At 64.9% G+C, this 25,011-nt stretch carries 17 protein-coding genes, 1 other RNA gene and 1 pseudogene; 10 read left to right on the top strand and 9 right to left on the bottom strand.

The annotated features are described in order from the left end of the window. Positions 1–179: 179 nt before the first annotated feature. A non-coding RNA gene (locus VC212_RS22480) (sX9 sRNA) lies at positions 180–256 on the bottom strand. 250 nt (positions 257–506) lie between these two features. On the opposite strand from VC212_RS22480, the gene VC212_RS22475 reads away from it, so the two are divergent. Further along, positions 507–3,149 carry a penicillin acylase family protein gene (locus VC212_RS22475; RefSeq protein ID WP_323526972.1) on the top strand — a complete coding sequence of 881 codons (2,643 nt, stop codon included), beginning with the start codon at positions 507–509 and terminating at the stop codon, positions 3,147–3,149. A 38-nt stretch (positions 3,150–3,187) separates the two neighbouring features. On the opposite strand, the pseudogene VC212_RS22470 reads toward VC212_RS22475, so the two are convergent. From VC212_RS22470 to VC212_RS22460, 3 genes and pseudogenes are all read right to left on the bottom strand, one after another. Further along, positions 3,188–3,832, bottom strand: a pseudogene (locus VC212_RS22470) (S41 family peptidase); the annotation flags it as partial. A gap of 946 nt (positions 3,833–4,778) precedes the next feature. Beyond that, positions 4,779–5,648 (bottom strand): NmrA/HSCARG family protein, encoded by an 870-nt coding sequence (locus tag VC212_RS22465; RefSeq protein ID WP_323526971.1) that lies wholly within the window; start codon positions 5,646–5,648, stop codon positions 4,779–4,781. 39 nt (positions 5,649–5,687) lie between these two features. Continuing rightward, complete coding sequence (locus tag VC212_RS22460; protein WP_323526970.1) at positions 5,688–6,623, bottom strand: NADP-dependent oxidoreductase; 936 nt, start codon at positions 6,621–6,623, stop codon at positions 5,688–5,690. A gap of 102 nt (positions 6,624–6,725) precedes the next feature. Between VC212_RS22460 and VC212_RS22455 the strand changes: the two genes are divergently transcribed. Beyond that, on the top strand, positions 6,726–7,601 hold the full coding sequence (locus VC212_RS22455) for a LysR family transcriptional regulator (RefSeq protein ID WP_104617137.1): 876 nt from the start codon (positions 6,726–6,728) through the stop codon (positions 7,599–7,601). Positions 7,602–7,700: 99 nt separating this feature from the next. Here the strand turns inward: VC212_RS22455 and VC212_RS22450 are convergent, their stop codons facing one another. Beyond that, positions 7,701–8,573 carry a LysR family transcriptional regulator gene (locus VC212_RS22450; RefSeq protein WP_055852705.1) on the bottom strand — a complete coding sequence of 291 codons (873 nt, stop codon included), beginning with the start codon at positions 8,571–8,573 and terminating at the stop codon, positions 7,701–7,703. A 178-nt stretch (positions 8,574–8,751) separates the two neighbouring features. On the opposite strand from VC212_RS22450, the gene VC212_RS22445 reads away from it, so the two are divergent. The 7 genes from VC212_RS22445 (at position 8,752) to VC212_RS22415 (ending at position 16,588) form a co-directional block, all read left to right on the top strand. Continuing rightward, on the top strand, positions 8,752–9,162 hold the full coding sequence (locus VC212_RS22445; RefSeq protein ID WP_323526969.1) for a DoxX family protein: 411 nt from the start codon (positions 8,752–8,754) through the stop codon (positions 9,160–9,162). 129 nt (positions 9,163–9,291) lie between these two features. After that, positions 9,292–10,101, top strand: a complete 810-nt coding sequence (locus VC212_RS22440; protein ID WP_323526968.1) for a pirin family protein — start codon at positions 9,292–9,294, stop codon at positions 10,099–10,101. Between the two features lie 686 nt (positions 10,102–10,787). Beyond that, complete coding sequence (locus VC212_RS22435) at positions 10,788–11,174, top strand: BlaI/MecI/CopY family transcriptional regulator (RefSeq protein ID WP_055852713.1); 387 nt, start codon at positions 10,788–10,790, stop codon at positions 11,172–11,174. Between the two features lie 3 nt (positions 11,175–11,177). Then, on the top strand, positions 11,178–12,779 hold the full coding sequence (locus tag VC212_RS22430) for a M56 family metallopeptidase (RefSeq protein WP_323526967.1): 1,602 nt from the start codon (positions 11,178–11,180) through the stop codon (positions 12,777–12,779). 913 nt (positions 12,780–13,692) lie between these two features. Further along, positions 13,693–14,262 (top strand): hypothetical protein, encoded by a 570-nt coding sequence (locus tag VC212_RS22425; RefSeq protein WP_323526966.1) that lies wholly within the window; start codon positions 13,693–13,695, stop codon positions 14,260–14,262. 523 nt (positions 14,263–14,785) lie between these two features. Further along, the gene (locus VC212_RS22420) at positions 14,786–15,415 is read left to right on the top strand and encodes a hypothetical protein (RefSeq protein ID WP_323526965.1); all 630 of its coding nucleotides are present in this window, start codon (positions 14,786–14,788) and stop codon (positions 15,413–15,415) included. A 57-nt stretch (positions 15,416–15,472) separates the two neighbouring features. Further along, positions 15,473–16,588: a saccharopine dehydrogenase NADP-binding domain-containing protein gene (locus VC212_RS22415; protein WP_323526964.1), complete on the top strand. Its 1,116-nt coding sequence runs from the start codon at positions 15,473–15,475 to the stop codon at positions 16,586–16,588. Positions 16,589–17,093: 505 nt separating this feature from the next. Here the strand turns inward: VC212_RS22415 and VC212_RS22410 are convergent. The 4 genes from VC212_RS22410 to VC212_RS22395 all read right to left on the bottom strand — a co-directional run bounded on the left by VC212_RS22410 (position 17,094) and on the right by VC212_RS22395 (position 23,762). Continuing rightward, positions 17,094–17,879 (bottom strand): DUF1868 domain-containing protein, encoded by a 786-nt coding sequence (locus VC212_RS22410; protein ID WP_323526963.1) that lies wholly within the window; start codon positions 17,877–17,879, stop codon positions 17,094–17,096. Positions 17,880–18,473: 594 nt separating this feature from the next. Further along, on the bottom strand, positions 18,474–19,991 hold the full coding sequence (locus VC212_RS22405) for a ribonuclease H-like domain-containing protein (protein ID WP_323526962.1): 1,518 nt from the start codon (positions 19,989–19,991) through the stop codon (positions 18,474–18,476). Then, positions 19,988–22,483 carry a DEAD/DEAH box helicase gene (locus VC212_RS22400; protein WP_323526961.1) on the bottom strand — a complete coding sequence of 832 codons (2,496 nt, stop codon included), beginning with the start codon at positions 22,481–22,483 and terminating at the stop codon, positions 19,988–19,990. The genes VC212_RS22405 and VC212_RS22400 overlap by 4 nt, the downstream gene beginning before the upstream one ends. Positions 22,484–22,613: 130 nt before the next feature. After that, a complete protein-coding gene (locus VC212_RS22395) occupies positions 22,614–23,762 on the bottom strand; it encodes a Fic family protein (protein ID WP_115552426.1) in 1,149 nt (382 codons plus the stop codon). A 298-nt stretch (positions 23,763–24,060) separates the two neighbouring features. Between VC212_RS22395 and VC212_RS22390 the strand changes: the two genes are divergently transcribed. Beyond that, a complete protein-coding gene (locus VC212_RS22390) occupies positions 24,061–24,723 on the top strand; it encodes a hemolysin III family protein (RefSeq protein WP_323526960.1) in 663 nt (220 codons plus the stop codon). The last annotated feature ends 288 nt before the right edge of the window (positions 24,724–25,011 follow it).

The following is a 25,011-nucleotide window of genomic DNA, read 5'->3' as shown; positions in this document are numbered from 1 at the left end:
GCCACGATCATGCGCGCTCGCGTTAGGCGACATGTGAAGGGGGATGCACGTGCAACGCGCGATGCCACGTGACGTCGGCGATCGATGTCGGCGCATGCGGCGCATGGCATCGTCGAATGCACACGTGCAACATGCGATCAAGCCAACGCGACAGTTGTGGGTGCGTGTGCATTTAGATTGGCAAATAAAACGTAGCGAGCAGTCGTCAGGTGGATGCGGACGGCGCGCTCATAACCGGCGTGTACGCGTGGTCCATGCCGCACCGAGCACCGGCCGCGCCTGCCTGGCGGTGCGCACAGTTACTTTGTTAGCTGCTCTTGGAGCGATGCATTGACTGCACCCACGATGGATCGAAGGCGCGAAGCGACCAGCATGATTCGCTTGCTGCGCCGGGCATTCTGCAATCGGTGTGAGCACACGCCGCCAATGCGGCACGCTGTGCTTGCTGCCTGTGTCATCGTGCAGGCGTGCGGCATCTTCCTTTCTGCGTTCACAAGGCGTCACCCATGCTCCACACAACACACCGGTGGGTGCTGTGCCTGCTGCTGAGCAGTTTGAGCCTGCATGGCAATGCCGCGCCATCGCAATCGCAATCGTCCATGAGCGTGGCCGGGTTGGAACAGCCGGCGCAGATTCGCGTCGATCGTTGGGGCGTGGCGCACATCTACGCCCGCACCGATAACGATGCGTTCTTTGTGCAGGGATTCAACGTCGCGCGCGACCGCCTGTTTCAGCTCGACCTGTTGCGTCGCAAAGGGCTGGGCCAGCTTGCCGATGCGTTCGGGCCGGCCTATGTCGAACAGGACCGCGCCTCGCGGCTGTTTCTATATCGCGGCGACATGCACGCCGAATGGGCCAGCTACGGCCCCGATGCACAGCGCGACGTCAGCCGATTCGTTGCCGGCATCAATGCCTACATCGCCTGGATGGATGCGCACCCACAGGCGCTGCCGTACGAATTCCGCACCTTCGGCTACCGGCCGCAGACATGGTCGCCGGAAGACGTGTTGCGCATCCGCACCACCGGTTTGAGCCGCAACGTCAAAAGCGAGGTCGCACGCGCCAAGGTCGCTTGCAAGGCCGCGCTAAGCGTCGACGCGATCCGGCTGAAACTGCAGCCGGCCTGGACCACTCACGTGCCCGAAGGATTGGATCCCTGCCTTCCGGACGCGGTGTTGAAGGTCTACGAACTGGCCACGCAAAGCCCCAGGCTGAGCGCCGATACCCACCCGCGCAGCGCCATCGCAGACATCGCAGCGCTACGTCCGGAAGAAGAAGCCGCTGCAGAAGGCAGCAACAATTGGGTGATTGCCCCGCACAAATCGGCCACCGGTCATGCGGTGCTGGCGGACGATCCGCACCGCGCGTACACCGTGCCCAGCCTGCGTTACTTCGTGCATCTCAACAGCCCGGGGCTGGACATCATCGGCGCCGGCGAGCCCACCGCGCCGGGCATCGCGATCGGCCACAACCGCACCAGCGCCTTCGGCCTGACCATCTTCAACATCGATCAGGAAGATCTCTACGTCTACCGTTTGAACCCGGCCAATCACACGTCGTATTGGTATCAGGACCATTGGGAACCGATGCGCACGCAGCGCGAGTCCATTGCAGTGCGCGACGCTGCATCGGTGCCGGTGGAGCTGCAATTCACCCGGCATGGGCCGGTGATCTATGTCGATGCGGACAAGCACATCGCCTACGCCATTCGCTCGGTCTGGAGCCAACCCGGTGCGGCGCCGTATCTGGGGTCGCTGCGTTATCTGCGCAGCGCATCGTTCGAGCAGTTCAAGGACGCGCTCGCGCACTGGGGCGCGCCGTCGGTGAATCAGGTCTATGCCGATGTGCACGGCACCATCGGTTGGGCGACGGCTGGCATGACCCCGCGCCGCGAACATTCGGATGGGTTGCTGCCGGTTCCCGGCGATGGCCGCTACGAGTGGAGCGGCTTCTGGAACAGCGATATCTTGCCCTCATCGAAGAACCCCGCCTCCGGCTTCATCACCACCTCCAACGAGATGAATCTGCCGGCCGGCGATCCATCCCTGGCGCGCAAGATCGGCTTCGAATGGGCTAACGACGCGCGGCACGCGCGCATCACCCAGGTACTGGCACAGCTGCCCAAGGTGACCCTGCAGGATTCGCAGCAGTTGCAGAACGACCAGGTGTCGTTGCTGGCACAGCGGCTGGTGGCCTTGCTCCAACCGCTGCACGCGCAGGACCCGGCGACCAACGCGGCATTGGCACTGCTGCGACCGTGGAACGGCGAGGTCAGCGCAACCTCTGCCGCTGCCGCGCTGGAAGAAGTGTGGTTCAGCAGTTATCTCGGCGCGGCTTACAAAGCGCTGGTCCTGCGCCCGGCGGAGGCGGCCACCTTCGGCATGCCCGACGCCGCAGTGCTGATGGACGCGCTGGAGCATCCGGGCGCCGCATTCGGTCCAACCCCCGCCGCACGCCGCGACCAGTTGCTGCTGGAGTCGCTGCGCAGCGCATACCAGTCATTGGTCGACCAGCAAGGGCCGGATCCGGCGCAATGGCAGTGGGGCAAGCTGCACACCAACACCGTTACCCATGCGATGAGCGCAGCGCTCGGCAGCGAACGCGCGCGGTTGGATGTCGGCCCATTCGCCAAGGGCGGCAGCCCGTACACGCCCAATCAATCCAGTTACGACCCCAAAGATTTCCGCCAGACCATCGGCCCGTCCGCACGTCTGATCATCGACCTCGGCGACTGGGACAATTCGCGCGCGGTGAACTACCCCGGCCAATCCGGCGACCCGGCCAGCCCGCATTACCGCGATCTGGCGCCACTATGGCTGCAGGGCAAATATTTCCCGTTGCTCTACACGCGTGCAGCGGTCGACGCGGCAACCGAGCAAGTGTTCGATCTGGTGCCGGCGCGCGCACCGGCAAAAAGCCCGGTAGCACGCCCAGGCAGGCAAGCGCGGCGTTCTCTACACCGGGGCGGCGTCTGGAAACAGAGCACTCAGCGCAGAAAACCCAACGGCCACAGCCTGTATCAGGGGGTGCTCAGGATTTGCTCAAGCCATGCCTGCACCGCTGCGGTGTCGTCGATGTTGCCGGTGAACGCGATATCCGGCTTCTGTGGCACGTTGTCGTTGCGTGGCCGTCCGTCGCGCGTCATGTAAGGCACGGCGATACCGCCATTGCCGCTTGGGAGCATGGCCGTCATCGGCGAGCCGGTCCGCGCATCGACAAAGGTTTCGGTGCCCACCTGCAGCACGCCTGGAAACTGCTTCAGCTCGTCGACAAATCCGATGCAGGCGCTGCCACAGTCGTAGTCGGTGAGCACCAGCACGCGCGCGTGCACGGGGTTGATCGGCCGTCGTTTTGGCTTGGCGATTCGTTCTGCATTGGCCGGCGCATGCAGCAACTGGTCCCCACGCGCCATTGCCGCCAGGGAGAGCTTGTTGTCTTCATCGTAGGTAATGCCGTCCGGCGGTGCAGCTGCTGGCGCGTCGGCGCCAGGGCTGGCGGGGGAAAACGTCGAGGTGTCGACCGACTGTTTGGTGAGCCGATAGACGGCCGAAATCTTCAGCCGCTCTCTTGCGTAATAGTTGGTGTAGTCGTTGCCATAGAGCGCTCGCAGCACACCCATGAACCACTCATAAGGTCCGCCCTCGTTGCCGCGGACGTCCAAGACGATTACCGACTTGTCGCGTAGCGATGGAGCCGTGCGGTACAACGCCTGGAATTGATCCGATTGCTGTCTGTTCGCCGGCGAAAAATTGCCAAGCCGGACCCATGCCCCGTTCGCACCGAATGGCGTGACAGCGACATCCGTGCCGAGGACGGGCTTGATCGCCGACATCAGCCTCGTCAGGTCGCTTTGCGGAAGGGATTTCCAATCGAGGACGACGCTGCGCCCATCGATGGTGCAATGTTCCGGACGTTTGAGGAATGGGCTTTTCCGATACCGAAACATGATCGGCGCAGTGCGCGCATGCGTCGACTCCAAGCCGGGGATGATGTTTTCCGGGATCATGTGCTCGTAGAGCGCAATGCGCTCTGACCATTGGCGCATCGGCTGTCCGTCGCAGGCGGTGATTTCCGAGCCATCTGCCACGCTTCCGTCCGAGCCGGCGACCAGGAAGCGGCCACCCTGGTACCTTGCAAGGAAGCCCGGCCATTGATACGTCTTTGCCTGCAGCTGCATCCACACATAGGCATGGGCGTCGTTGAAGGTCGAAAAGAAATGCGCGAGTGTTTGACGATAGCCTTCGAAGTTGGTGACGTGTTGGATATCGGCATCGGCCTGTTGACGCGCCTTGGCCATCGTGGCCTCAAATGCTGCAGGATCTGGATACACCGCCAGGATTGATTGGTTCTTGAACCATTGCAGTGAAAAGTCTACGTCTTTGTCAGCCATCGCTGCCCAGCCTTGCAGGGGCTTTTGCGGTGTGAGCGACGCTTGATCGGCGGCCAGGCAGGACGCAGCGGCCAGCAACGCTGTCGATAAGAGGCTGGCTAGCACTGCGCGTTGAACGCGACGTTGCCGTTGGGGAGTACGCGATGGCCCACCGATGGTGACGGTCATGTTTTGGTACCTGAACTTGAAAAGGTACACAGGCTTAAGCAATCGGCATGCCAAGCGCTTCGGCCGCACACCCTGAGGTTTTTCGATCTGCAGAAGTGTCCGCGGACGTCCGTTTCTCTGTTCGGTCGTCCACCGCGTTGGTCTTTGACGCGACACACGCTTCCAACAGAGGCTTGTACGCAGCAAGCGCGGAACATCCGCGCTTGCTGGCAACTTGGGTTTAAACCCGCGCAGTGGACTCGCGCACGAAGTCTTCATAGGTGCGCAGCGGGCGGCCCAGGATCGCCTGCAATTTTTCCACCGTGCCGTCTGCTGCCTGCATGCCGAATTTCTGGATGCCGGCCATCATCAGGCGCATGTCGTATGCCAGCCAGGAGGGGCCATACGCAGCCATCTGTGCTTCGAACGCCGCCACGTCGTCGCCGGCGTAGGCGATCTCGCGACCGAGTGCTGAACTCCAGGTCTTCGCGACGGAAGCGCCGGTCACGGCATGCGGGCCGACCAGCTCCAGCGTGACGCGCTCAAGTGCTGCAGGTGCACGGTCGCGTCGCAGCAACTCGACAACGGCGATGTCTGCAATGTCGCGCGCATCGATCATGGCAACACCGGTCGCGCCGATCGGCATCGGATAGACACCGTAGCCTTCGATGGTCTTCTGGATCATGCCCTCGTTCTGCATGAAGTACGCCGGACGCAGAATCGTCGCAGGAATATTCAGGCTTTCGATCATGCGCTCGACCGTGTGCTTGCCAGTGAAGTGCGGCACGTTGGTGAATTTGTCGGCATGGATCACCGACAAGTAAACGATGCGTTCGATGCCTGCTTCCTGGGCAAGATTCAATGCGATCAGCGCCTGCGTCACCTCGTCCGGTGTCACTGCATTCAACAGGAACAAGGTGCGTGCCGACGACAGTGCCGCGCGCATCGATGCAACGTCGGTGAGGTCTGCCACAACCTCGGTGACGCCGGCTGGAAAGGCGCGCTTGCCGGTCTGGCGCACCAGTGCGTGGACCTGTGCGCCGGCATCGGCCAGGCCCTGGACGACGAGGGAACCGATGGTGCCGGTGGCACCGCTAACGAGAATGCTCATGTGAGTCTCCTGCTGTGGATGGATGGGTAGATGGGTGAGTTAGTGCGACATGTCCGCCACGACCTTGCCGGCTCGCGAAGCGGTGCGATTGCGTTCGATTGCTGAGGGGATCTCGGCGAAACCGACGATCTCGCCGACCTTGGATGTCAGCGCGCCGCTGGCCACTTGTGCGGCCAGGGTTTCCAGCAGTGCGACGTCCGGGGTGTTCATGAACCACAGGCCACGGCGGCCACGCGGTGTGCGGGCCAGGATGTCCGGCGAGGTGGTGCCGACGATCGCGCCGTGCGGCGCGAGCACTTGCCACGAGCGGTCCAGGACATCGCCGCCGACGTAGTCGAGCACCAGGTCGATGTCGCCAACGAGGTCTTCAAAGCGTTGCGATCGATAGTCGATGACCTGGTCCGCGCCGAGGCTGCGCACGTAGTCGACGTGCTCGGTGGATGCGCTTGCGAACACCTGCGCCCCTGCACGCTTGGCGTATTGCACCGCATAGCCGCCCAGCCCGCCTGCTGCGCCATGGATCAGGATCCGCTGGCCTGCCACGAGCGGGCCTGCGTGGTGCAGGCTCTTCCAGGCGGCCACCGCAGCAACCGGCATGGCAGCGGCATGCACGTCGTCCAGGCCATCGGGAGTGCGTGCGAGTTTGGTCTGGTCTACCGCAATGAACTCGGCAAACGCGCCGAGCGCGCCCATCGCGCCCATGACCCGGTCACCGACCTGAAAGCGCGTGGCACCGGGCCCGACCGCCTCGACCACACCGGCCAGTTCGGCGCCCAGCACCGCCGGCAAGGGCAGCGTAAAGACCTCCCGCACCAAGCCTGCGCGGACTTTCCAGTCGATGCCGTTGATGCCGGCGGCGCGGATGCGCACCAGCACCTGGCCGGCTCCGGCGTGGGGCATTGCAATGGTGGCCACTTCGGCGGCATCGGCGCCGCCGTAGGCCCGGATGACGACTGCGCGTTGGGTGGTGCTCATGACAGTTGCTCGTGTGGTGTTGCGATGAGCAAACTGTATGGCGTTGCGCAGGTAATACGAAGACGCCAATATATAGACGCCTGGTTTCGAATATGGAACACCATGGATCTGAATGCATTGATCGATTTCGCGCTGGTCGCCGCGAACCAGGGCCTGGGAAAGGCCAGCCGTGCGAGTGGTCGGTCGAAGGCGACCCTGTCCCGTCGCATCGCCGAGCTCGAGGAGCAACTGGGGGTGCGCTTGGTCGAGCGCAGCGCCCGTGGCCTCCGGCTCACAGAGGCCGGACAGTTGCTGATGGAGCGCACCGAGGTCCCGCTGAGCGAGGTGGCCGAGGCCATGGCGGCTGCGCGCGAAGGGCTTTCAACGCCGCGCGGCCGCCTGCGTGTGGCATCTCCGGTGCTGTTCTCGCAACTGGCGATGGGGCGTATCGGCGCAGAGTTCTGTGCGGCTTACCCGGAGATCACGCTGGAGGTGGTGGCAGAGGACCGCACGGTCGACCTGGTGGAAGAACAGTTCGATGTGGCCATCCGCATCAACCCCAGCCCGGACAGCAGCCTGGTCGGTCGCTGTTTTGCCAAGGATCGGTTGGTTGTGGTGGCAGCGCCGAGCATCGCCATGCCAACCAGCAGCGCGGTCGCGCCAATTGCCGCTGTCGTAACGTCGAGCTTCCAACCGACCACATGGGCTCTGGATGACGGGCGCCTGGTCCTGGAGCCCATTCCACGGCTGAGGTTTTCCTCGTTCCTGATGGTCCGCGATGCGGCGCTTGCAGGCGGTGGCGTGGCGTTGATTCCGCAGTCGATCGCATGGAATCAACTCGCCCGGGGTGAGCTGGTGCAGTGGGGCACCATCTCCGGCGTGGAGCCGGCGTTGTGGGTATTGCACACGTCCAGACGGTTGGCGGCGCCGAAGGTGCGTGCCTTCGTGGACTTCATCTGCGACAGATATCCCGATGTATCGCTGGTGCTGAAGGGCTAGGGCAGCCGCATCTGGCTGGGCCGGCCAGTGCGCGCCGGCCAGCCGACGTCGCGGCCAGGCGAGAGGGGCGGCATCACCCCAAGGTGGTGCCGCCGCGCTTCAAACACCACCACCGAAGCGTTCGATCAACAGATCGGTCAGGACACGAATCTTGCGCGCAGGATGCGCGGCAGGCGCCCGCACGACGTAAAGCCCGGCCTCGGGAGACGGGTACCTGGTCATGACGCGAACCAGCGCGCCGGAGGCAAGATGCTCGGCCACGAGAAAATCCGGCAGTGCCGCGATCCCGAGCCCGGCAAGCGCCGCTGCCGCGATCGCAGTGCCGTTGTCGGCCTTGAAGCGCCCGCGGGGATGGATCGTCACCAGCTTGTCGCCGTCCATGAAACGCCAGCTTTCGGTGCCTTGCAGCAGCGCCTCGTGCGTCAGCAGCGCCTGTGGCGTGTCAGGTTCGCCATGTTTGCGCAGGTACGCGGGAGTGGCCATCAAGCTGCCGCGCATCGGCGCTATGCGGCGCGCGACCAGATTCGAATCGGCGAGATATCCCAACCGAATCGCACAGTCGAAACCGTCGGCGACGATGTCGATAAAGCGGTCGCTGTAGCAGGCATGGACCTGCAACGCCGGATGCCGGCTGGCCAGCTCCGCAAGCACCGGCGCCAAGTGGGTGGGGCCAAACGTCAGCGGCGCAGCGATACGCAGGCGGCCGCGCAGATCGCCCGCGGGCAAGATGGTCTCGCGCGCCACGTCCATCTCGGCACACATCCGCGCGGCATGCTCGCGAAACGTCGCGCCTGCCTCGGTGACGGCAGCGCCCCGCGTTGTGCGCGCGAGCAGTTGGATCCCCAAAGCGTCCTCGAGGCGGATCAGACGGCGGCTGACGATGGACTTGGCAACGCCCAGGCGCCTGGCTGCTGGCGAGACCCCGCCCGCGTCTGCCACCTCGACGAACGTCCGCAGGTCTTCGAATTCCATGGCGTCCCTGTTTCTGCGACACGGCATGTCGCTTTACGCGGCTAGCTTAGCTGCATTCGGAACGCCACAGTGGGCTCACGGGCGCCAGGCAAGACGCTCTGACCGGGAACGCCATTCGCGCCCACCCCGGCCCTCAACCGACCCCGCCTCGCCCACATCCTTTCTAGAGAGACACCTCATGCAAACCTCGTCCATTCCCAACCAGCCCAGCGCCGGGCGATTCATTCGCGGCCTTTCCTGGACCCTGCGCATCTTCGCCGCCGTGGCGTTCTTCGCTGCGGGTGCGGCCAAGCTGGCCGGCGTTCCGATGATGGTCGAGGTGTTCGATCACATCGGCCTCGGTCAGTGGTTCCGCATCGTCACTGGTGCGATCGAAATCATCGGGGCAATCGCATTGCTGCTACCGACAACGTTTGCGCTCAGCGGTGCACTGCTTGCAGCCATGATGTTGGTGGCGACCGGTGTGCATCTGTTCGTCATCGGCGGCAGCCCGGTGCCGGCGATCTTCCTGATGGTGATGACCGCGACAATCGCCTGGTTGCATCGCGCCCGCATCGCCGCCGTGCTGCGCGCAACGCGTTCGGTTTGATCGAGGCCTGTCATGCGCACACTCTCATCGCAGCCTTCGTTCCCCGCCACAGAAGCGCCCACTGCCGCGCCGCGCGCCATCGTCCACCGCAGACGCGGCAACGATTCTGGCGGCCCCATCACCCGGCTCATGAGCCCGTCCGATCTTGGGCAGGTGCTGAAGCCGTTTGTGTTCCTCGACATCTTCGATGCGCAGGGTTCGGTCATCCATACGATGTCGGGCATGCCGCTGCATCCGCATTCGGCCATCGCCACGGTCACGGTCTTTACCGAAGGCAGCATGCATTACCACGACCAGACAACCGGTCGCGGCACCATTGCCTATGGCGGAGTGGAATGGATGCGTGCCGGGATCGGCGTATGGCATGGCAAGGAAATGGTGCCGCCAGCCGACGCCTCCTGCATCCAGGGATTTCAACTATGGCTGGCACTGCCTGAAGCCGTGGAGCTGGCAGAGCCGCAAAGCCATTACATCGAAGCGCAGCACATGGCCAAGGCCGGCCCCGCGCATGTGGTGATCGGTCGCTACGATGGTGCGCAGAGTCCGGTCGATGCGCCTGACGGCATCAATTACCTATTGGTCACCTTGAAACCGGGCGAACGCTGGACCTACCGCCCCCCCGCCGGTCATTTGGTCGGCTGGTTGGCAGTAGCCAGTGGCACTCTTGATGCCGGTGAACTGCTGCAACGCGGCGACATGGTGGTCTTTGCCGATAACGGCGCGCCCATCGTGCTCGAAGCGAGCGGCAACAGCGATGCGGTCTTCGTGCTCGGCTCGGCCATTCCACATCCGCACCCACTGCACCTTGGCTATTACTCGGTGCACACCACTGCACAAGCGCTCGCCATCGGTGAAGAGCGCATCCGCACGCTGGGGAAACAGATGCAGGCAGCAGGCGACCGCACGACTGCTTCCGGCACGACGCCGGTGTTCAAGTAAACGCGATGCTTCAGTGCATACGGCACGATGCGCCTTTACTGCTGGCAATGAGTAAAGGCGTCACTGTTTGAAGCTGCATCGGCACGTTTCCGACGCGGGCTTCAATCGATGCTGTGTGGTGGTTGTCCCTGCGTCGGGTAATCCTTTCCCATCAGACACCGACGCACAATGACGCTGTGTATAGCAACGCTGATGCCTGGTTCTGCAAAGACTCTGCAGACATCGACTCCCGCTTTTTGATACATGCCAGGCGCATCGAACCGTTGATGCCGCTACCCGCTCAAGCGGCGCTGTCGTCGGCGCTTCAACGACAACGCCTGGATCAAACGTTCCTTGGTCGGTTGCTCGCGTCGCTCCTCACCACAGGCAGGTCATCGCCACTGGGGTGCCAAGGGTCACGAGCGGCGCTGCGGCCTGACTACCGCTTCGGAAGCGCGTACAGCAATGGGGTGTTGAAGGCACTGCGATAGCCCAAGTGCTTCGACTGCGATACCCGGTACGTATCGACCAATCGGAGCACTTGGCGTCTATCGCGGTGTTTCCACATCAGCCTTAGCGACAGCAGCAAAGCGATAAGCGGCCTCTGCTTCTGAAGTAATCATCCGTACGACCCCCTGCCATCCGACCTATTGACGACAGCTGTAGTCAGGCCTACGTTAGCGACATCTGTAGTCATGGGGCACGAGATGAGCGCTAAGACCATCGGGGACCAGGAGCTGGCCCTGCTGCAACACATCGAGGAACAACGGCACGCCAGTGTGGGCGAGGTCGCTGCCGCGTTCGGCGAGCCACGTGGGCTGGCGCGCTCGACCGTGCTGACCATGATGGAGCGGCTGCGCGCCAAAGGCTTTCTGCGGCGCAAGCAGGTGGACGGCATGTACCGCTACAGCGCCACCAGCGGGCAGGACGCGGTGGTGCGCACTGCGGTGGGGCAGTTCGTGGAAAACACCTTGCAGGGCTCGGTGTCGCCGTTCGTGGCGTGGATGTCGCAGCGCGCCGAGGTCAGCGATACCGAGCTGGCCGAACTCGAAGCATTGGTCGCCAAGCTGCAATCGCAGCGCAAGGAGAGCTGAGTCATGCAGAGCCTGTTTGAACTGGTGGTGCAGCGGCTGGCGATGACCAGCCTGCAATCGGCCGCGTTGGTGGCGGTGGTGTGGCTGCTGTGCAAGGCCATGCCGCGATTGCCGGCGTCCACCCAATGCTGGCTGTGGTGGATGGTGGGGCTGCAGGCGGTGCTGGGCCTGTTTCTGGCACCGGTCGAGCTGGCGGTGTTGCCGGCTGCCGCACCGGTGGCCCAGGCAGTTGGGGGCGCGGTCACGACCCTGCCCAATGCATCGCCGTCGCTGTGGGTCCGCTGGGTGATGGCAGCCTGGTTGGCCGGTGTGCTGGTGATGCTGGCGCGCAGCGCAATGGCATGGTGGACCAGCCGCCGTCAGGTGCAGTCCACCGAGCCGTGTACCGATCGCGCACTGCTGGCGGCCCTGCAACTGGCTGCCGATGCGCACGGTTTGCGCCACGCACCGCCATTGCGCCTGAGCGCACACATCGATTCGCCGCAACTCATCGGCCTGTGGCGGCCGGTGCTGTTGTTACCCTCCCGTCGCCTGGCCAGCATCAGCGACGATGAGCTGGACATGGCGCTGACCCACGAGCTGGTGCATCTGCGTCGGAATGACTTGTTGTGGGGGCTGCTGCCGGCATTGGCGCAGCATCTGTTCTTCTTCCATCCGCTGCTGCATCTGGCCGCGCGCGAATACGCCATCGCCCGCGAAGCCGCCTGCGATGCGGCGGTGGTTGCCGGTCACGTGCGCTGCCGTCACGACTACGGCCGCCTGCTGGTCAGCCTTGGGGTTTCTGCAGCGCCGGTGGCTGGGGTGTCCAGTGCGTCGCCGAGTTTTCTGAGCCTCAAGCGCCGTTTGATCATGTTGCAAAACACCAACGCCACACCGGGCTGGGGCGCGCGTGCGCTGGTCGCGGTGGCGGTCCTGGGCGTGGCACCGCTGCGTCTGGTCGCCATGCCCACGCCGCTGCCGTCGCCTGCGCTGCAGCCGGTCGTGGTCACCGCCAGCGCATCGCCGGCAATGTCGCACGGCACGCGCAGTGCCAATGGCGCTGCGCCACTGCAGCTGCAGGCAGCGCCTGCGGCACCGGCCGCACCTGCAGCACCGGCAAACGGCGTGCTGGCGGGTGTGCTGGATGCGCCGGGCGCGCAAGACACTTGGCAGATGGACACCTCCGGCTGGGATGCCGACGCACAGCAAAGCGTACGCGACGCCATCGATGAGGCCACACGCAGCGCGAAGGCTGCCGAGGTGGAGGCACGGGCCGCCGCACAGCAGGCCATCGAAGCGAGCGATATGCATGCACAGATGCGCCAGGACGAGCTGCAGGCGGCGCAGGACGCATTGGTAGAAGCACGCGAGCAACTGGAGTCGCTCGGCCCCGAGCTGGAGCAGGCCAAGCAGGACGCGCAGCAGCAGGTGCGTGAAGCGGCGCAGCAGATCCGCGAGGTGGCGTTGCAACAACGCAACGCGCAATACGCCTATGTTGCCGCCGCGCGCCAGGCAGCCGAGTTGAGCCGCCATCAGGCCGAAGCGGACAAGGAAGCCGCACGCCAGGACCGCCTTAACGCCGCGCGTGCCCAACACTCCGCGGCCGGCACGGACCAAGACAACTAGAGACCTGCGGCGCAGCACAGCGCGCATTGCCATGGCAGTGCGCGGCAGTAGATCCAACGCGTAGCGCACGACCCAAGCGTGAGGCATGGCCTGCAGTCGCCAGGTGGGCGGCGCCGTGCCTGGAATGCATGGTGCTGGTGATCGTTGATTACTGATTACTCTGCGCCGGCGGCGGCGGCCGGCATGTCACCACCGCACAGCTTGCCAGCCGTGCCTGACGACAGTACCAGCGGTTGGTCAGTCCACCGGCAGTGCAGGCGTTCCATCACCGCTCCCTCCGATTGACCGTTTCATCCAGCGCGACCACTGCAGTGATCGCGCACAGCACCAGACGCCGCACCCCACTCACGCGGGTCAGGCCACGCGCCCGCTCATCGACTCAGCACGTCTCGACGCAACCAGCGTCGGCAACGCCGTGGCCGTGTGTTCGCTATTGCCCCATCCGCCTGACCGCTACCGGCGGGCGGCACCCACATCCCCAAGGAGATCGCACATGCATCAGATTACGTTCCCCCAGCAGCGTCTGCGCCGCGCCTTGCTGCTTGCTCTCGGCGTGCTCGCTGCGCCCATGCTGATGGCAGCACCGGCAGCACCGGCAGCACCGGCAGCAACAACAGCAACAACAGCAACAACAGCAGCACCAGCCAGAGCAACATTACCGGCAGTAGCAGCCAACGCAGCCGCGATGCCGTTACCGTCCGCAGCGCCTGCGCCGGCCCATCTCGCTGCGCTACGCGCTACTTCGATGTTTGCATCCGGTACTGCGCCGGTCGCCCCTTCGGCACCATCGGCCTCCGCCACGTCCGTGGCACCGCAAGCACCGGCCGCGCCTGCACAGCCCGCGCATCCACACGCGCTTCTCGCTCCACCCACTGCGCCGATCTCTCCCGCAGTGATGCCCACACCAACGGCTGTGCTTTCGACGCCACGCCCAAGGCACGTCGCATCCGGCGCGCGATCGACCAAAGCCGCTTGCGGCAGCAGCGCGCAGGACATCCAGGACGATGGCGATGCCTATGTGCTGCTGCAGGGCGAGCGCCATCTCATGCACGGCACCACCGACGATCTGCAGACCGCACATCGGTATATCAACGCCAATGGCTGGGTGCTGTGGTTCCGGGCCAACGGCGTGCAATACGTCGTGCGCGACCCGGGCCTGCTGCATCGGCTGCGCACCGGCTATGCACGCAGCCTGCAACTGCGCGCGGCCCAGGACAGTGTGCAAGCGCGTCAGCAAGCGCTTGCCGCGCAACTCGCAGCCGCAGCTGCCGGCACACCTGGGTCTATGGCAACAGCGACGCAACCGGTGCAGGGCGCTGCCGGCGATACACAGGCGCTGGCGGAGCAGCAGCGCCTGTTGACGCAGCAGCAGGCCGTGCTGGCCAGAAAGCAGGCCGGCGCCACGCGGCTCGCCACCCGCCAGGCGCTGAGCATTCTGCGCGAAGCACTTGCCAGTGGCCGGGCAACGCGGGTGACTGGCTAACTGCAGCAACTGCGAACCGGCGTGGACGCAGGCTTGCCGTACAGCTGCGGTCTTCGACGACGTACAGCGTGCTGCTGCGGGTAGTGCATCACGCCTGCAACGCCATGCTTGATTACGGGCGGCACCGGTAAGAGCAAACGTGTTTGTTGGGCCACCAGCAACGGCATGTGCAAGCAACGCCAACCCTGCATTCGCTTCGCCTCTGCAGCTCTGCAATCGGAAGCACCGCAATACGACGCGCAGCAGCGCATCACACGAAAGATTTGCCCAACCTCATCCACACAAGGACATTCCCATGCTGCACCTCACCCCCGTATCGGCGCGCGCTGGCTTGATGACCCTCTTGGCGCTTGCGCTCAGCAGCACGCTGACGCCATGTCTGGCCGCGCAATCAGGTGTTCAGCCAGAAATTGTGCCGGCATCCGGTACGTCAACACCGGTCACTGCATCGGCCCCGGTCGCTGCAGTTGCCGCGACCGCGATGCCCACTGCGCCGCACGCACCGGCACCGCCGGCGACATCCATGCGCACGCCGACCAGCGACGTGACCACGTATGGCCATCTCACCCTGTCGGATCACGCCGACCAGGACGCGTACGTGCTGATCCAAGACGGCGAGGCGCTCATGCACGGCTCTACCGAGGATCTGGCCCGCGCGCGTCGCCTGGCTGGCAGCACGGGCGCACTGCTGTGGTTTCGTAACGGTGGCAAGAGCTACGTGGTGCGCGATCCGGCCACCCTGCAGCGCATCCGCGTGCTGTACGCACCGGTCAGCCAGCTCGGCGAAGCCCAAGGTGCGTTGGGCGAGCGGCAGGGCCGGCTGGGCGAGCAGCAAGCGGCGTTGGGAATGCAGATGGCTGCCGTGGCGGCACGTGATGCGGCCGCAGCCGTGGCGCAGGCGCGTGCGTCGCTTGCACGCGACAGCGCTGCGGCGCGGCCGGCCACGTCCACGACGCAGCAGGCCAACGCCGCCAGGCAGCGCAGCACGCAGCAGCAGATCGAGGCATTGGCCACGCAACAGCAAGCGCTCGCTGCGCAGCAGGCCGATCTGGCCACGCAACAGGCCGCGGCAAGCGCGCGTGCAGACGGCCAGGCGCGGCACGCCATGCGTGAGGCGATCCGCAACGGCCTGGCAAGCCCTGTGACGCGTTGATCGCGGCGGCCGCGGTTCGCCGATACTGCAGGGCATTGGCGAAAGGGCGAGCGGGCGATGACGTACCGGGTGGTGGTGTTGGGCGGCTATGGGCACTTCGGTGCGCGCATCGTGCGGGCGCTGGCCGCCTTGCCACACCTGCATGTCATTGCCGCCGGGCGCCATCCCGGCGCGATCGCCGCGACCTGGCCCGACGCCGCGCCTGGCCGTATTTCCGCATGCCGGCTGGATAGTACTGCCGCCGATTTCGCCACGCGCCTGGCCGCTACCGCGGCCGATGTGGTGGTGCACACCGCCGGGCCATTCCAGGGCCAGGACTATGCGGTGGCGCGCAGCTGTCTGCAGGCCGGCATGCACTACATCGACCTGGCCGACGGCCGCGCGTTCGTGCGCGATTTTCCGGCCGCGTTGCACGACCTGGCACAGCACGCTGGCCGCGTGGCGATCAGTGGTGCCAGCACCTTGCCCGCATTGTCCAGTGCAGTGATCGACGCACTGCTGCCGCGCTTGTCGACCCTGCACGCCATTGGCATGGTGATCGCACCCGCGCAGGGCACGCCGCTGGGTCTGGCCACCGTGCGTGCGGCGCTGTCGTACTGCGGCACGCCGTTTACGTGGTGGAGCGAGGGCCGCTGGCAGACCGCAGTGGGCTGGGCATCGCCGCAGCGGGTTCAATTTGCACAGCTGGCGCCGCGGCTGGCATCGCCCTGCGATGTGCCCGATCACGACCTGCTGCCGCAGCGCTATCCCGGCGTGCGCAGCGTGCAATTTCGCGCTGCGCTGGAGGTGCCGTTTCTGCAGCGCTGCCTGGCCGCGCTGGCCTGGTTACGCCAGCGCGGCGTGCCGGTGCCGATACCGCGTCTGGCGCCAGCGTTCGCACGCGCAGGGCGCTGGTTCGACCGCTTCGGCACCGACCTGGGCGGCATGCGCGTGGAGCTGATCGGCGAGCGCGATGGACAGCCGCTCACCGTGCGTTGGGACCTCACCGCAGCGATGTTGCATGGCCCGGAAATCCCCTGTTTCGCGGCGATCCTGCTGGTGCGCAAACTGGCAGAAGGGCAGGTGCTGCCAAGCGGCGCTCATGCCTGCATGGGGCTGCTGACCCTGGCCGACTTCGAGCAGGAATTCGCCGCCTGGCAGATGCGTACAGAGGTGGTGGAAGCGCGTCCGTAAGTGCGGGTGCCGTTGCACGCCACACGGTGAGTCGTAGCGACAGTACGCCGCTGTGCGGCGGCGGTGCAGATCTGCACATCTCCATGTAAGTCACGATCGCGTCATCGGCATGTGCAATTGCGGATGCGCTCTGGACGCCGCGTCTGCTTCCACACGCACTTGTTGTGGAAGCAGGCCGAGCGCGAGAATGCGTGGCACAGCTGCGCGATCGCATCTTCCGATCCACTGCCGTCAGTGCAAACGTGTAATGCCGGGTGTATAGAAAGTTGGCCGTTGTACTGCGCCCCGTAGAGCTGCTGACAAAAAACCATTGCGCTCCCCGCCAGCTGAGTGCGGCTGGTGCGCGGTGCACCACCCGTATATCCGGTTCTGAGCGCTTTTTCCCCAATACACCCCACGGCTGCCCGCTACGTTTTATCAGCCGCTCTCAGGCACCACCCACGGGGGACTGGCGAGATCGCACACCTCATTTCAATCCCGAATCCCCACTCCCGAATCCCAGCCCTCACACCTCCCGCACTATCCGAAACGCCTCCATATCGGCAAACGTGCAAAAGTGAAAGCGCGGGATCGTGATCTGGCCCGCTGCCGCAAGTCGCTTGAGCCAGTCGCCCACTGCAACGCGATAGGCAGCCTGGTCTGCGCTATCGAGCGTCTCGCACAGGTAGGCCAACGAGAGGTGAAACTGGAAGTTGATGTAGTCCGGGCGCTGCAAGCGGGTCAGCGTCATCAGTGCCTGGCGCGCAGTTTCCAGGCGCTGTGCGGTCTGCGCATCCGCAGGTTGCAGCGGGATGAGCAGATTGTCGTTGTTGCCGGTCTTTGCCGCAGCCGGATTCACCACAAAGCGGCACGCACCCAACGGCGCGGCAGTGCGTTGCGCCAGTCGCGCAAGAACATCGGCATTGATCTCGCTCAACGCGACATCGCGCGCCAGATCGCTTGGCCAGGGCCCGCGTGCGCGGTCGATTTCGTTGACCCCGCCCAGCAGGGTCACGTGATAACTGCTGGGCGGCAGCAGCGCGAACTTGTTCGCGAAGCGGTGCCCGGGCAGTTCGCGGTAGATGTCCAGCACACGATCGAAGCTGTCGTAGCCATCGCCCTGTTGTTCGAGGTGGCCAACGAAGGTATTGCCGGCAAATGCCATCGGCTGACGGGAGCGCAGGAACTTGCGCCCCACATCCGGCGGTGGCGCGGCGCTCAGTGCGGGCAGGGCCGAGCCCAGCAACGAGGCGCCAGCGGCAGCTGCCACCAGGCGACGTCGGCTGATCCGTGTATCCAACAATGAAACCATGCGGCCAATCCTTCAAATTCAGGGTCAACCCACAACGTGCGCGATCACTCCGGCCACATCGCAGTGCGTTGGTGTGCGTCGATGACAGCTCCTGCGGCGAGTTGACGAACCGACAACTGCGCACAGCGCAGCACGGCGGCGAACTCGCAGGCTGCGCATGCGTCAGTGGTTAGGTCTGCAGAACGCTGGAAACCAGCGCAGCTGACGGAACGGCAACTGCACTGTAAGACCGCCGAAAAAAACGAATATGACAGCGCCCCATCTTTTGCATTGAAAAGGCGGCCTTCTTCGCAAAGACGGCCAAGCGTTCGGGTCGCAACTTTTGCGTGGCTTGAATGCCGAAACGCCGCATCTTGCCCATCGCACACACGCTGCGGAGAGACAGACTGCCGGCCATCGCACAACGATTCGTCGCACACCTGCGCATGCTGCTCGCTGCGCTCCGCAACAACGCGAAAGCAGCCGCACCGCGATGAGAAGTGGCGGGGCAGGGCACTTTTGCCGCCGGATCGTGATCACCAGCGCACCGCATCACCGATATCCAGATCTGATGCGCTCTGATCCGCCAGCATCGCCGGCGCTCGCGGAAGACCGCTACACCGACTCCATCAACGGAATCACTTCTCTGTCCTGTGCCTCCACCGCCACCAGCCGCTGCATCAACAAAGACAACGTCACCACGTCCTGGTGGTTGTGCTCGGCCACGCGGCGCAGGTTGCGCGCGCTGCCGCCGCGCAGATAGCTCAGCCACGCGGCCGGGGCTTCGGAGCCGGGCAGATCGTCTTCGCGCACCACGCGCAGCAGCTGCCGCTCGATGGTGGACAGCTTGCAGTTCTCCCAGGTGCCGCGATACCGGCGGCGGGTAGGGAACAACAGATCCACATGATCCAATGCAGAAATCGGGTCGCCACGCCGCGCCAGCCGGTACCGCGTCTTCAACAGCGGCGCGTCGTAGCAGCGGCCGTTGTAGCTGGAGAGCACCGTCTGTGGCGTGAGCCAGGTGCAGAACAACTCCAGCATGGCGCTCTCTGCGGCCATGGTGGACATCATCAGCTGGCGCACGCGCAGGCCGCTGCCTTGCGCGGCATCGGTGCACCACTGCGCAACCCCGATCATGAAGGCGCGCGTGCCGGTACCGCCGGCCAGGCCGGTGGTTTCGGTGTCGAAGAACAGCACGTGCTCCGGCTGCAGCGCATCCTCGCGTTTGGCGAAGGCCAGCGAGAGCGGTTCGCATGGAATCGGCTGCGGCAGGAACGCTTCGATCAGATGCAATCCCGGTGCGATCTCGTCGCCGGGCAGGTGCCGATCGGTGGACGGCGTGCGCAGCGGTGTGTGCGCCGACACCGCACGTTCGCGCAGGCCGATCATCTTGCGCAGGCCTGCAATATCGGTGCGTCGCTGCGGTGCCGGGTTGGATGTAGGCACCGCAGGTGCTGCGCGCACAGCCGGCACGCGCGCGGCCGTATCGGCCGCCGCGCCTGCCGGCTTGTGACGCACATCGTGGTCCACCCAGGCGAACGCCGAGCTATCGCGCGCAGGTGCTGCAACCGGCTGCTGCAACGCGCGGCGTGCCATTGCTGGTGTGGCTGCTTGCTGGGGCCGGTCATGGGCAGGGTCGATGCTGGCTGCTTGCACGCGCTGCGCCGCAGCGCGCGGCGAGGTGCGCCCCTCTTGCGACGCGATGCCGGCCGAGGACTGGCGCTGCGCGCGTGTCGGCATCAGCGCATCCTGCGTGCGCGGCGCAGGCGTCAGCCCACCGACCTGACGGCGTAGCAAACGCAGGCGGTCTGCGCTGACGCCTGCATCGCTGCCAGCCACCGGCACTGCCGGGGCACGCGTCGGCGCCGCCGCTGCATGCATAACAGGTGCGGCTTCCATGCGCACATCACCCGCAACAGCCGTATCACTGGTTAGCGGTTCAACTGCGCTGGAATGCAGTTCCGCCCCTCCACCGACACCATCGCCGGCCGTAGCAACCGCAGGCATGGCATCAGCAGGCAAGGCATCGGCGCCATGCGCTGCATCGCCATGTGCAACCGCCACAGGTTCGCGCACATCCGCGTGCCCGGCCTGCCGACGCAGCAGCCGCAGCCGGTCTGCACTCACCCTCATGCAAGCACGTCCAGCGCCAGGTCGTCGTCCACCTGGGTGGCATGCCGCAACGGCGCATTGGCATCGAACAACAGCGCCAGCACCGTCAGCGCCAGCGACTTGGGCGATTCACCCTTGCCTTCTTCATGCGCAGCCAGCACCGGGCCTACGCAGGCCGGGCAGCCGGCGGTGCAATCGCAACCGCGCACCAGCTCGTCCGCGCGCTGCAGCAGCTCGGCCTGACGCAGCCAGAGCGGCTCGCTCAAGCCCACGCCGCCGGGAAAGTTGTCATACAGATACACCGTGGGCACGAACGCCTGCTGCAGTTCCACCGCGCCTTGCTCGCCTTCTTCCACACCGCGCAATTGCCCGCGCCCGGTCTGGTCGGCCACCGCAAACCACGCGCCGTCGCCATTGCCCACCGCCTTTTGCAGGTCGCGCGCATCGGCCATCACCGCCACCGTGGCCACCACATGCAGCGCATACGCCGCACCCAGAAATCCATCCAGCGCATCCTGCTTGGACGCGAACGCCTTGCCCAAGGTGGCCTGCGGCAACTGCCACCACACCGCCGTGGTATGCAGCTCCTGGTCGGGCAGATTGACCGGGCCGTAGCCGATGTTTTCATGCGTGTAGTAGCGGATCTTTTTATAGCCGGACACGCGCCGCACCACATGCACTTCGCCATGATGCGAGTCGCCGCGCCCGGCCACGCCGCCGTCAAAACGGTCCAGCACCTTCAACTTGGTGTAGTCGATACTGTCGGTGTAGTAGTCCACATGCGTGCGCGTCACGTACGCCTTGCGGCCGTCCCAATCCAGCCGTTCCACCTGGTACGGGGTGCTCTGCACCATGTGGATGGCGCCTTCGTACAAGGTGAGCGCAGCGGCGGAATAATCCACCTCGGCGATGATCTGCTGCTTGCCGTCGGTCTTGTCCACCACCACGAAGTTGCCGTCGGCCACCGAGCGCAGGCTCACCGCATTGGCCGGGTAGCTGTCGGCGATCCATTCCCAGCGGTCGCCTTCCTGGTGGATCACTTCGCTCTCGGCCAGGGCTTCCAGAAACACCAGCGGGTCGATCGGCCCGAACGGCTCGCTGGCAATGAACGGCAATTCGAACGCCGCGCAGCGGATGTGATCGAACAGGATCAGCGGTTGATCCGGCGCGATACGCGCATGTTCGGGCGAGGCATCGGCAAAGAAATCCGGGTGGCGCACTACGTACTGGTCCAACGGCTGCGAGCTGGCCACCAGCACGCCCAGCGCCGGTTGCTGGCGCCGCCCGGCGCGGCCGAAACGCTGCCAGGTGGCCGCCACGCTGCCGGGGTAGCCATTGAGGATCACCACGTCCAGCGCGCCGATATCCACGCCCAGTTCCAGCGCAGAGGTAGACACGATGCCGTCGATGTTGCCCGCGCGCATTGCCCGCTCCACCTCACGCCGCTCGGTGGGCAGATACCCACCGCGGTAGGCGCGGATACGCGCCGGTTTGCGCGGGTCATGGTCGAAGATGTCTTTGAGGTATTTGGTCAGCACTTCCACCATCAAGCGCGTCTGCGCGAATACCAGCGTCTTCAGCCCGCTCTTGATCGCAATGCGCGCAATGCGGTTGCTCTGCGAGCGTGCCGACGCGCGCAGGCCGAGATCGGCATTGACCACCGGCGGGTTCCACAACAGCACGTGCTTGTCGCCGGTGGGCGCGCCGGATTCGGTGATCGCATGCACCTGTTCTTCGATCAGGGCCTGCGCGTGCGCATGCGGGTTGCCGATGGTGGCCGAGCACAAAATGAACTGCGGGTTGGCGCCGTAGAACGCGCAGATGCGCTTGAGCCGGCGCAGCACATTGGTGACATGGCTGCCGAACACACCGCGATAGGTGTGGATCTCATCGATCACCACATAGCGCAGGTTCTCGAAGAACTGCGCCCACTTGGTGTGATGCGGCAGGATCGCCTGATGCAGCATGTCCGGGTTGCTCACCACGATGTCGCCATGCAGGCGGATCGCCTGGCGTGCATCGCCGGGCGTATCGCCGTCGAAGGTAAAGGCTTTGACGCCCAGTTCGCCGGCGCGGTTCAACTCCAGCAGCTCGGCCACCTGGTCCTGCGCCAGCGCTTTGGTGGGGAACAGATACAGCGCCTTGGCGCCGGAGGTCATTGCCGCACTTACCACCGGCAGCGTGTAGCACAGCGATTTGCCCGACGCGGTGGGCGTCACGATCGCCACATGCTCGCCGCGCTGCGTCGCCGCCCAGGCTTCGGCTTGATGGCTGTAGAGCTGGCTGATGCCGCGCGCGTGCAAGGCATCGGCCAGCGCGCTGGGCACATCGTCGGGGATCGGCGCGTAACGGCCTTCGCGCCCGGGCAGGGTGAAGCTGCCGGTGATGCGGTCGTGGTAACGCCGTTCCAGGCGCTCGGTGAGCAGCGCGCCATCGCGGCTGGGCCGGCCATCGGTGGTGGCCAGCGCGCGTTCGGCGGTTTCGGTGCGGGGAGCGAGGGCAAACGGAGGCATACGGCAGCTCCCAAAGAGGGGCATGAGACAGGGGAGGTGTCTCAGGGTATGAGACCAGCGCGCAACCGCCCAGCCTGCCTCACTGAGCGGATTCAGCAACGGGTGCCGTGAGGGCCAGTGCGCTGTCGCTCTAAGCCCGCAACAAGTTCACATAGGCTTGGTAGCTGAAGCTCTGCCCGCGCGCGCGACCGGTCGTTTCCACCAGCACACCGATGTCCTGCAAGGTCGTGACGGCTGCGCGCGCGGTGGGATAGGAAACCTCCAGCGCTTGCTGGGCACGGTCGACGGTGAGCTTGGGCATGGTGGGCAGCAACTCGTAGAGGCGTAGCGCTTGCAAGGTACTGCTGCCGGTACTCAGCACGCGCTTGCGATCGGCGGCGATCAAGGCGGCGATCGCCACAATGTTGCGCTGGGCCTGTTCGGCCGAGGCCTCCACAGCCTCCAGAAAGAACGCGACCCATGCTTCCCAATCGCCATGCGTGCGGATGGCTGACAGGTGCCGGTAGTAGTCGTTTTGCTTTGCTTTGAGGTAGCCGGACACATACAGCAACGGCTCTGGCAGCAACTGCCAGTCTTCCAATAGGGCCGCGATCAACAACCGCCCGATCCGGCCGTTGCCGTCCAGAAAAGGATGGATGGTTTCGAACTGCGCGTGCACCAACGCAATCCGTACCAGCGGTGGCAGCGTGGGCTGTGTGTCATGGATGAAACGCTCCAAATCACCGAACACCTCGGCCAGGCGATCGGCCGGCGGTGGCACGAATGCGGCATTCCCAGGCCGGGTCCCGCCGATCCAATTCTGACTGGTGCGCATGCTGCCCGGCAGTTTGTGGGCGCCACGCACGCCGGCCAATAGAATCCTGTGGGCCTCGGTCAGCAAGCGCAGCGAGATTGGCAGTCCTGTTGGCGCATGCAACTGCTCGCGGACGAACTTGAACGCCTGCAGATAGTTGGTGACCTCTTCCACATCGTCTGCATTGGTCACCGCCAGCCCCGCCTCATCGTCGAAGACATCGGTCAGGGTGGCCTGCGTGCCTTCAAGTTGCGAAGTCAACAGCGCTTCTTGCCGAACAGCGCTGTAGATCAACCACTCGCTCGACGCCACCAGGCCCGCCATCCCCGTCAGCCGTGCCAGTGCGACCTCTGCAAGGCGATTACGCTCCAGATACGCAGCCGAATCCAGCACAGGGGCAGCTGGTGGGAGCGGAGCCGGAACGAATGCCCGTACGGTCTCGTCATGCGTCTTGATGACGGCATATGTGCCGGTGACACGTGTCATGCAAGGATCCTTTACTACCAGTGCGGGCTATTAAAGGATGCCTTAATAAGCGGGCGCGTTGTGGAAAGGTTCTTTAGATAGCCCAGCAGTCAACGCGACAGGGCTATGGGGAGATTCCACGTCCTGATCAAGTCCATCGTCGTGGTCGTCCGGGCAGAGAAGCGTGTGTCCGTCAAACCAGCGCGCAACCGCCCAGCCTGCCTCACTGAGCGGATTCAGCAAGCGGGTATCCTGTTGCCCCCACCGCGTCACGCCGACGCTGCACGCTGCTGGGCGCCCTCCCCCTCGAAGACCCGCCGTGCCCGTGCCCCCCCGCGCCATCGCTCCGCACTACAAAACCCCTGCTGCCCGCCGTGCCGATGTGATCGTGCATGCCGCCGGCCTGTTCCTGTCCGTCGTCGGCGGCATCTGGATGGTGTGGCGCGCCCACGCCAACCAGACCATGTTGCTGGCCACCTGCGTGTATGCGCTGGGCCTGCTGACCATGTTCGCCTGCTCGGCGGCGTACAACTTCGCCCCGCCGCTGCGCCAACCGATGCTGCGCAAGTTCGACCACGCCGGCATCTTCGTGATGATTGCCGGCTCGTACACGCCGTTCTTTCTGGTCGCGCTCGATGGCAGCTGGCGCTGGGCGATGATCCTGACGGTCTGGAGCGTGGCCTTGTTCGGGGTGTTCGCCAAGCTCTGCCTGCCCGGCATCGCCAAGGGCTTCTGGGTGGCGATCTACCTGCTGCTGGGCTGGGCCGGAATCGTGGTGGTCGACCAGATGATCGCCGGCCTGGACAGCGCCGTGCTCTGGCTCATCGTTGCCGGCGGCGCGTTCTATACCGTGGGCGTGACGTTCTACGTGCGCAAATCCCTGGTCTACAACCGCGCCATCTGGCACGCCCACGTGCTGGGCGGGGCGTTGTCGCATTGGTATGCGATCTGGCTGTGCCTGCGGCCGTTGGGTGGGGTGTAGCGTGCTGTCGTTGTCGTTGTCGTTGTCGTTGTCGTCGACCAGTCGCGTCTGCCTGCCTGCTCGATAGCAGCGACATGTCATGGATCTGTCGATCGCCTTACGACGTCGGCTTCCAATCAGAGGGCGCAGGGACCAGTGCAAGGGTTCGCTGCAGGAAGCCATCAGGCCAACCAGGGCCACGGGCCAGAGGATGCGCAACGAACCGATCAACAACAGCGACGTCCTTGTAAGCGTTGAGGAAACACACCAGGTCTGGATTGGCGCATTGGAGCGCACCCGGGCGCGATC

Origin of the sequence: Xanthomonas sp. WHRI 8932A, from assembly GCF_035012785.1 — a bacterium.
GTDB lineage: Bacteria > Pseudomonadota > Gammaproteobacteria > Xanthomonadales > Xanthomonadaceae > Xanthomonas.
This window is presented reverse-complemented; position numbering and strand designations above follow the sequence as displayed.

What these genes read in the sequence shown, in the direction of transcription:
- VC212_RS22405 (WP_323526962.1), bottom strand. Translation starts at nt 19,991, where the DNA reads ATGAGGGTGAGTGCAGACCGGCTGCGGCTGCTGCGTCGGCAGGCCGGG.
- VC212_RS22420 (WP_323526965.1), top strand. Translation starts at nt 14,786, where the DNA reads ATGCGCACGCCGACCAGCGACGTGACCACGTATGGCCATCTCACCCTG.
- VC212_RS22465 (WP_323526971.1), bottom strand. Translation starts at nt 5,648, where the DNA reads ATGAGCATTCTCGTTAGCGGTGCCACCGGCACCATCGGTTCCCTCGTC.
- VC212_RS22460 (WP_323526970.1), bottom strand. Translation starts at nt 6,623, where the DNA reads ATGAGCACCACCCAACGCGCAGTCGTCATCCGGGCCTACGGCGGCGCC.
- VC212_RS22475 (WP_323526972.1), top strand. Translation starts at nt 507, where the DNA reads ATGCTCCACACAACACACCGGTGGGTGCTGTGCCTGCTGCTGAGCAGT.
- VC212_RS22435 (WP_055852713.1), top strand. Translation starts at nt 10,788, where the DNA reads ATGAGCGCTAAGACCATCGGGGACCAGGAGCTGGCCCTGCTGCAACAC.
- VC212_RS22445 (WP_323526969.1), top strand. Translation starts at nt 8,752, where the DNA reads ATGCAAACCTCGTCCATTCCCAACCAGCCCAGCGCCGGGCGATTCATT.
- VC212_RS22455 (WP_104617137.1), top strand. Translation starts at nt 6,726, where the DNA reads ATGGATCTGAATGCATTGATCGATTTCGCGCTGGTCGCCGCGAACCAG.
- VC212_RS22450 (WP_055852705.1), bottom strand. Translation starts at nt 8,573, where the DNA reads ATGGAATTCGAAGACCTGCGGACGTTCGTCGAGGTGGCAGACGCGGGC.
- VC212_RS22395 (WP_115552426.1), bottom strand. Translation starts at nt 23,762, where the DNA reads ATGACACGTGTCACCGGCACATATGCCGTCATCAAGACGCATGACGAG.
- VC212_RS22400 (WP_323526961.1), bottom strand. Translation starts at nt 22,483, where the DNA reads ATGCCTCCGTTTGCCCTCGCTCCCCGCACCGAAACCGCCGAACGCGCG.
- VC212_RS22410 (WP_323526963.1), bottom strand. Translation starts at nt 17,879, where the DNA reads ATGGTTTCATTGTTGGATACACGGATCAGCCGACGTCGCCTGGTGGCA.
- VC212_RS22415 (WP_323526964.1), top strand. Translation starts at nt 15,473, where the DNA reads ATGACGTACCGGGTGGTGGTGTTGGGCGGCTATGGGCACTTCGGTGCG.
- VC212_RS22430 (WP_323526967.1), top strand. Translation starts at nt 11,178, where the DNA reads ATGCAGAGCCTGTTTGAACTGGTGGTGCAGCGGCTGGCGATGACCAGC.
- VC212_RS22440 (WP_323526968.1), top strand. Translation starts at nt 9,292, where the DNA reads ATGAGCCCGTCCGATCTTGGGCAGGTGCTGAAGCCGTTTGTGTTCCTC.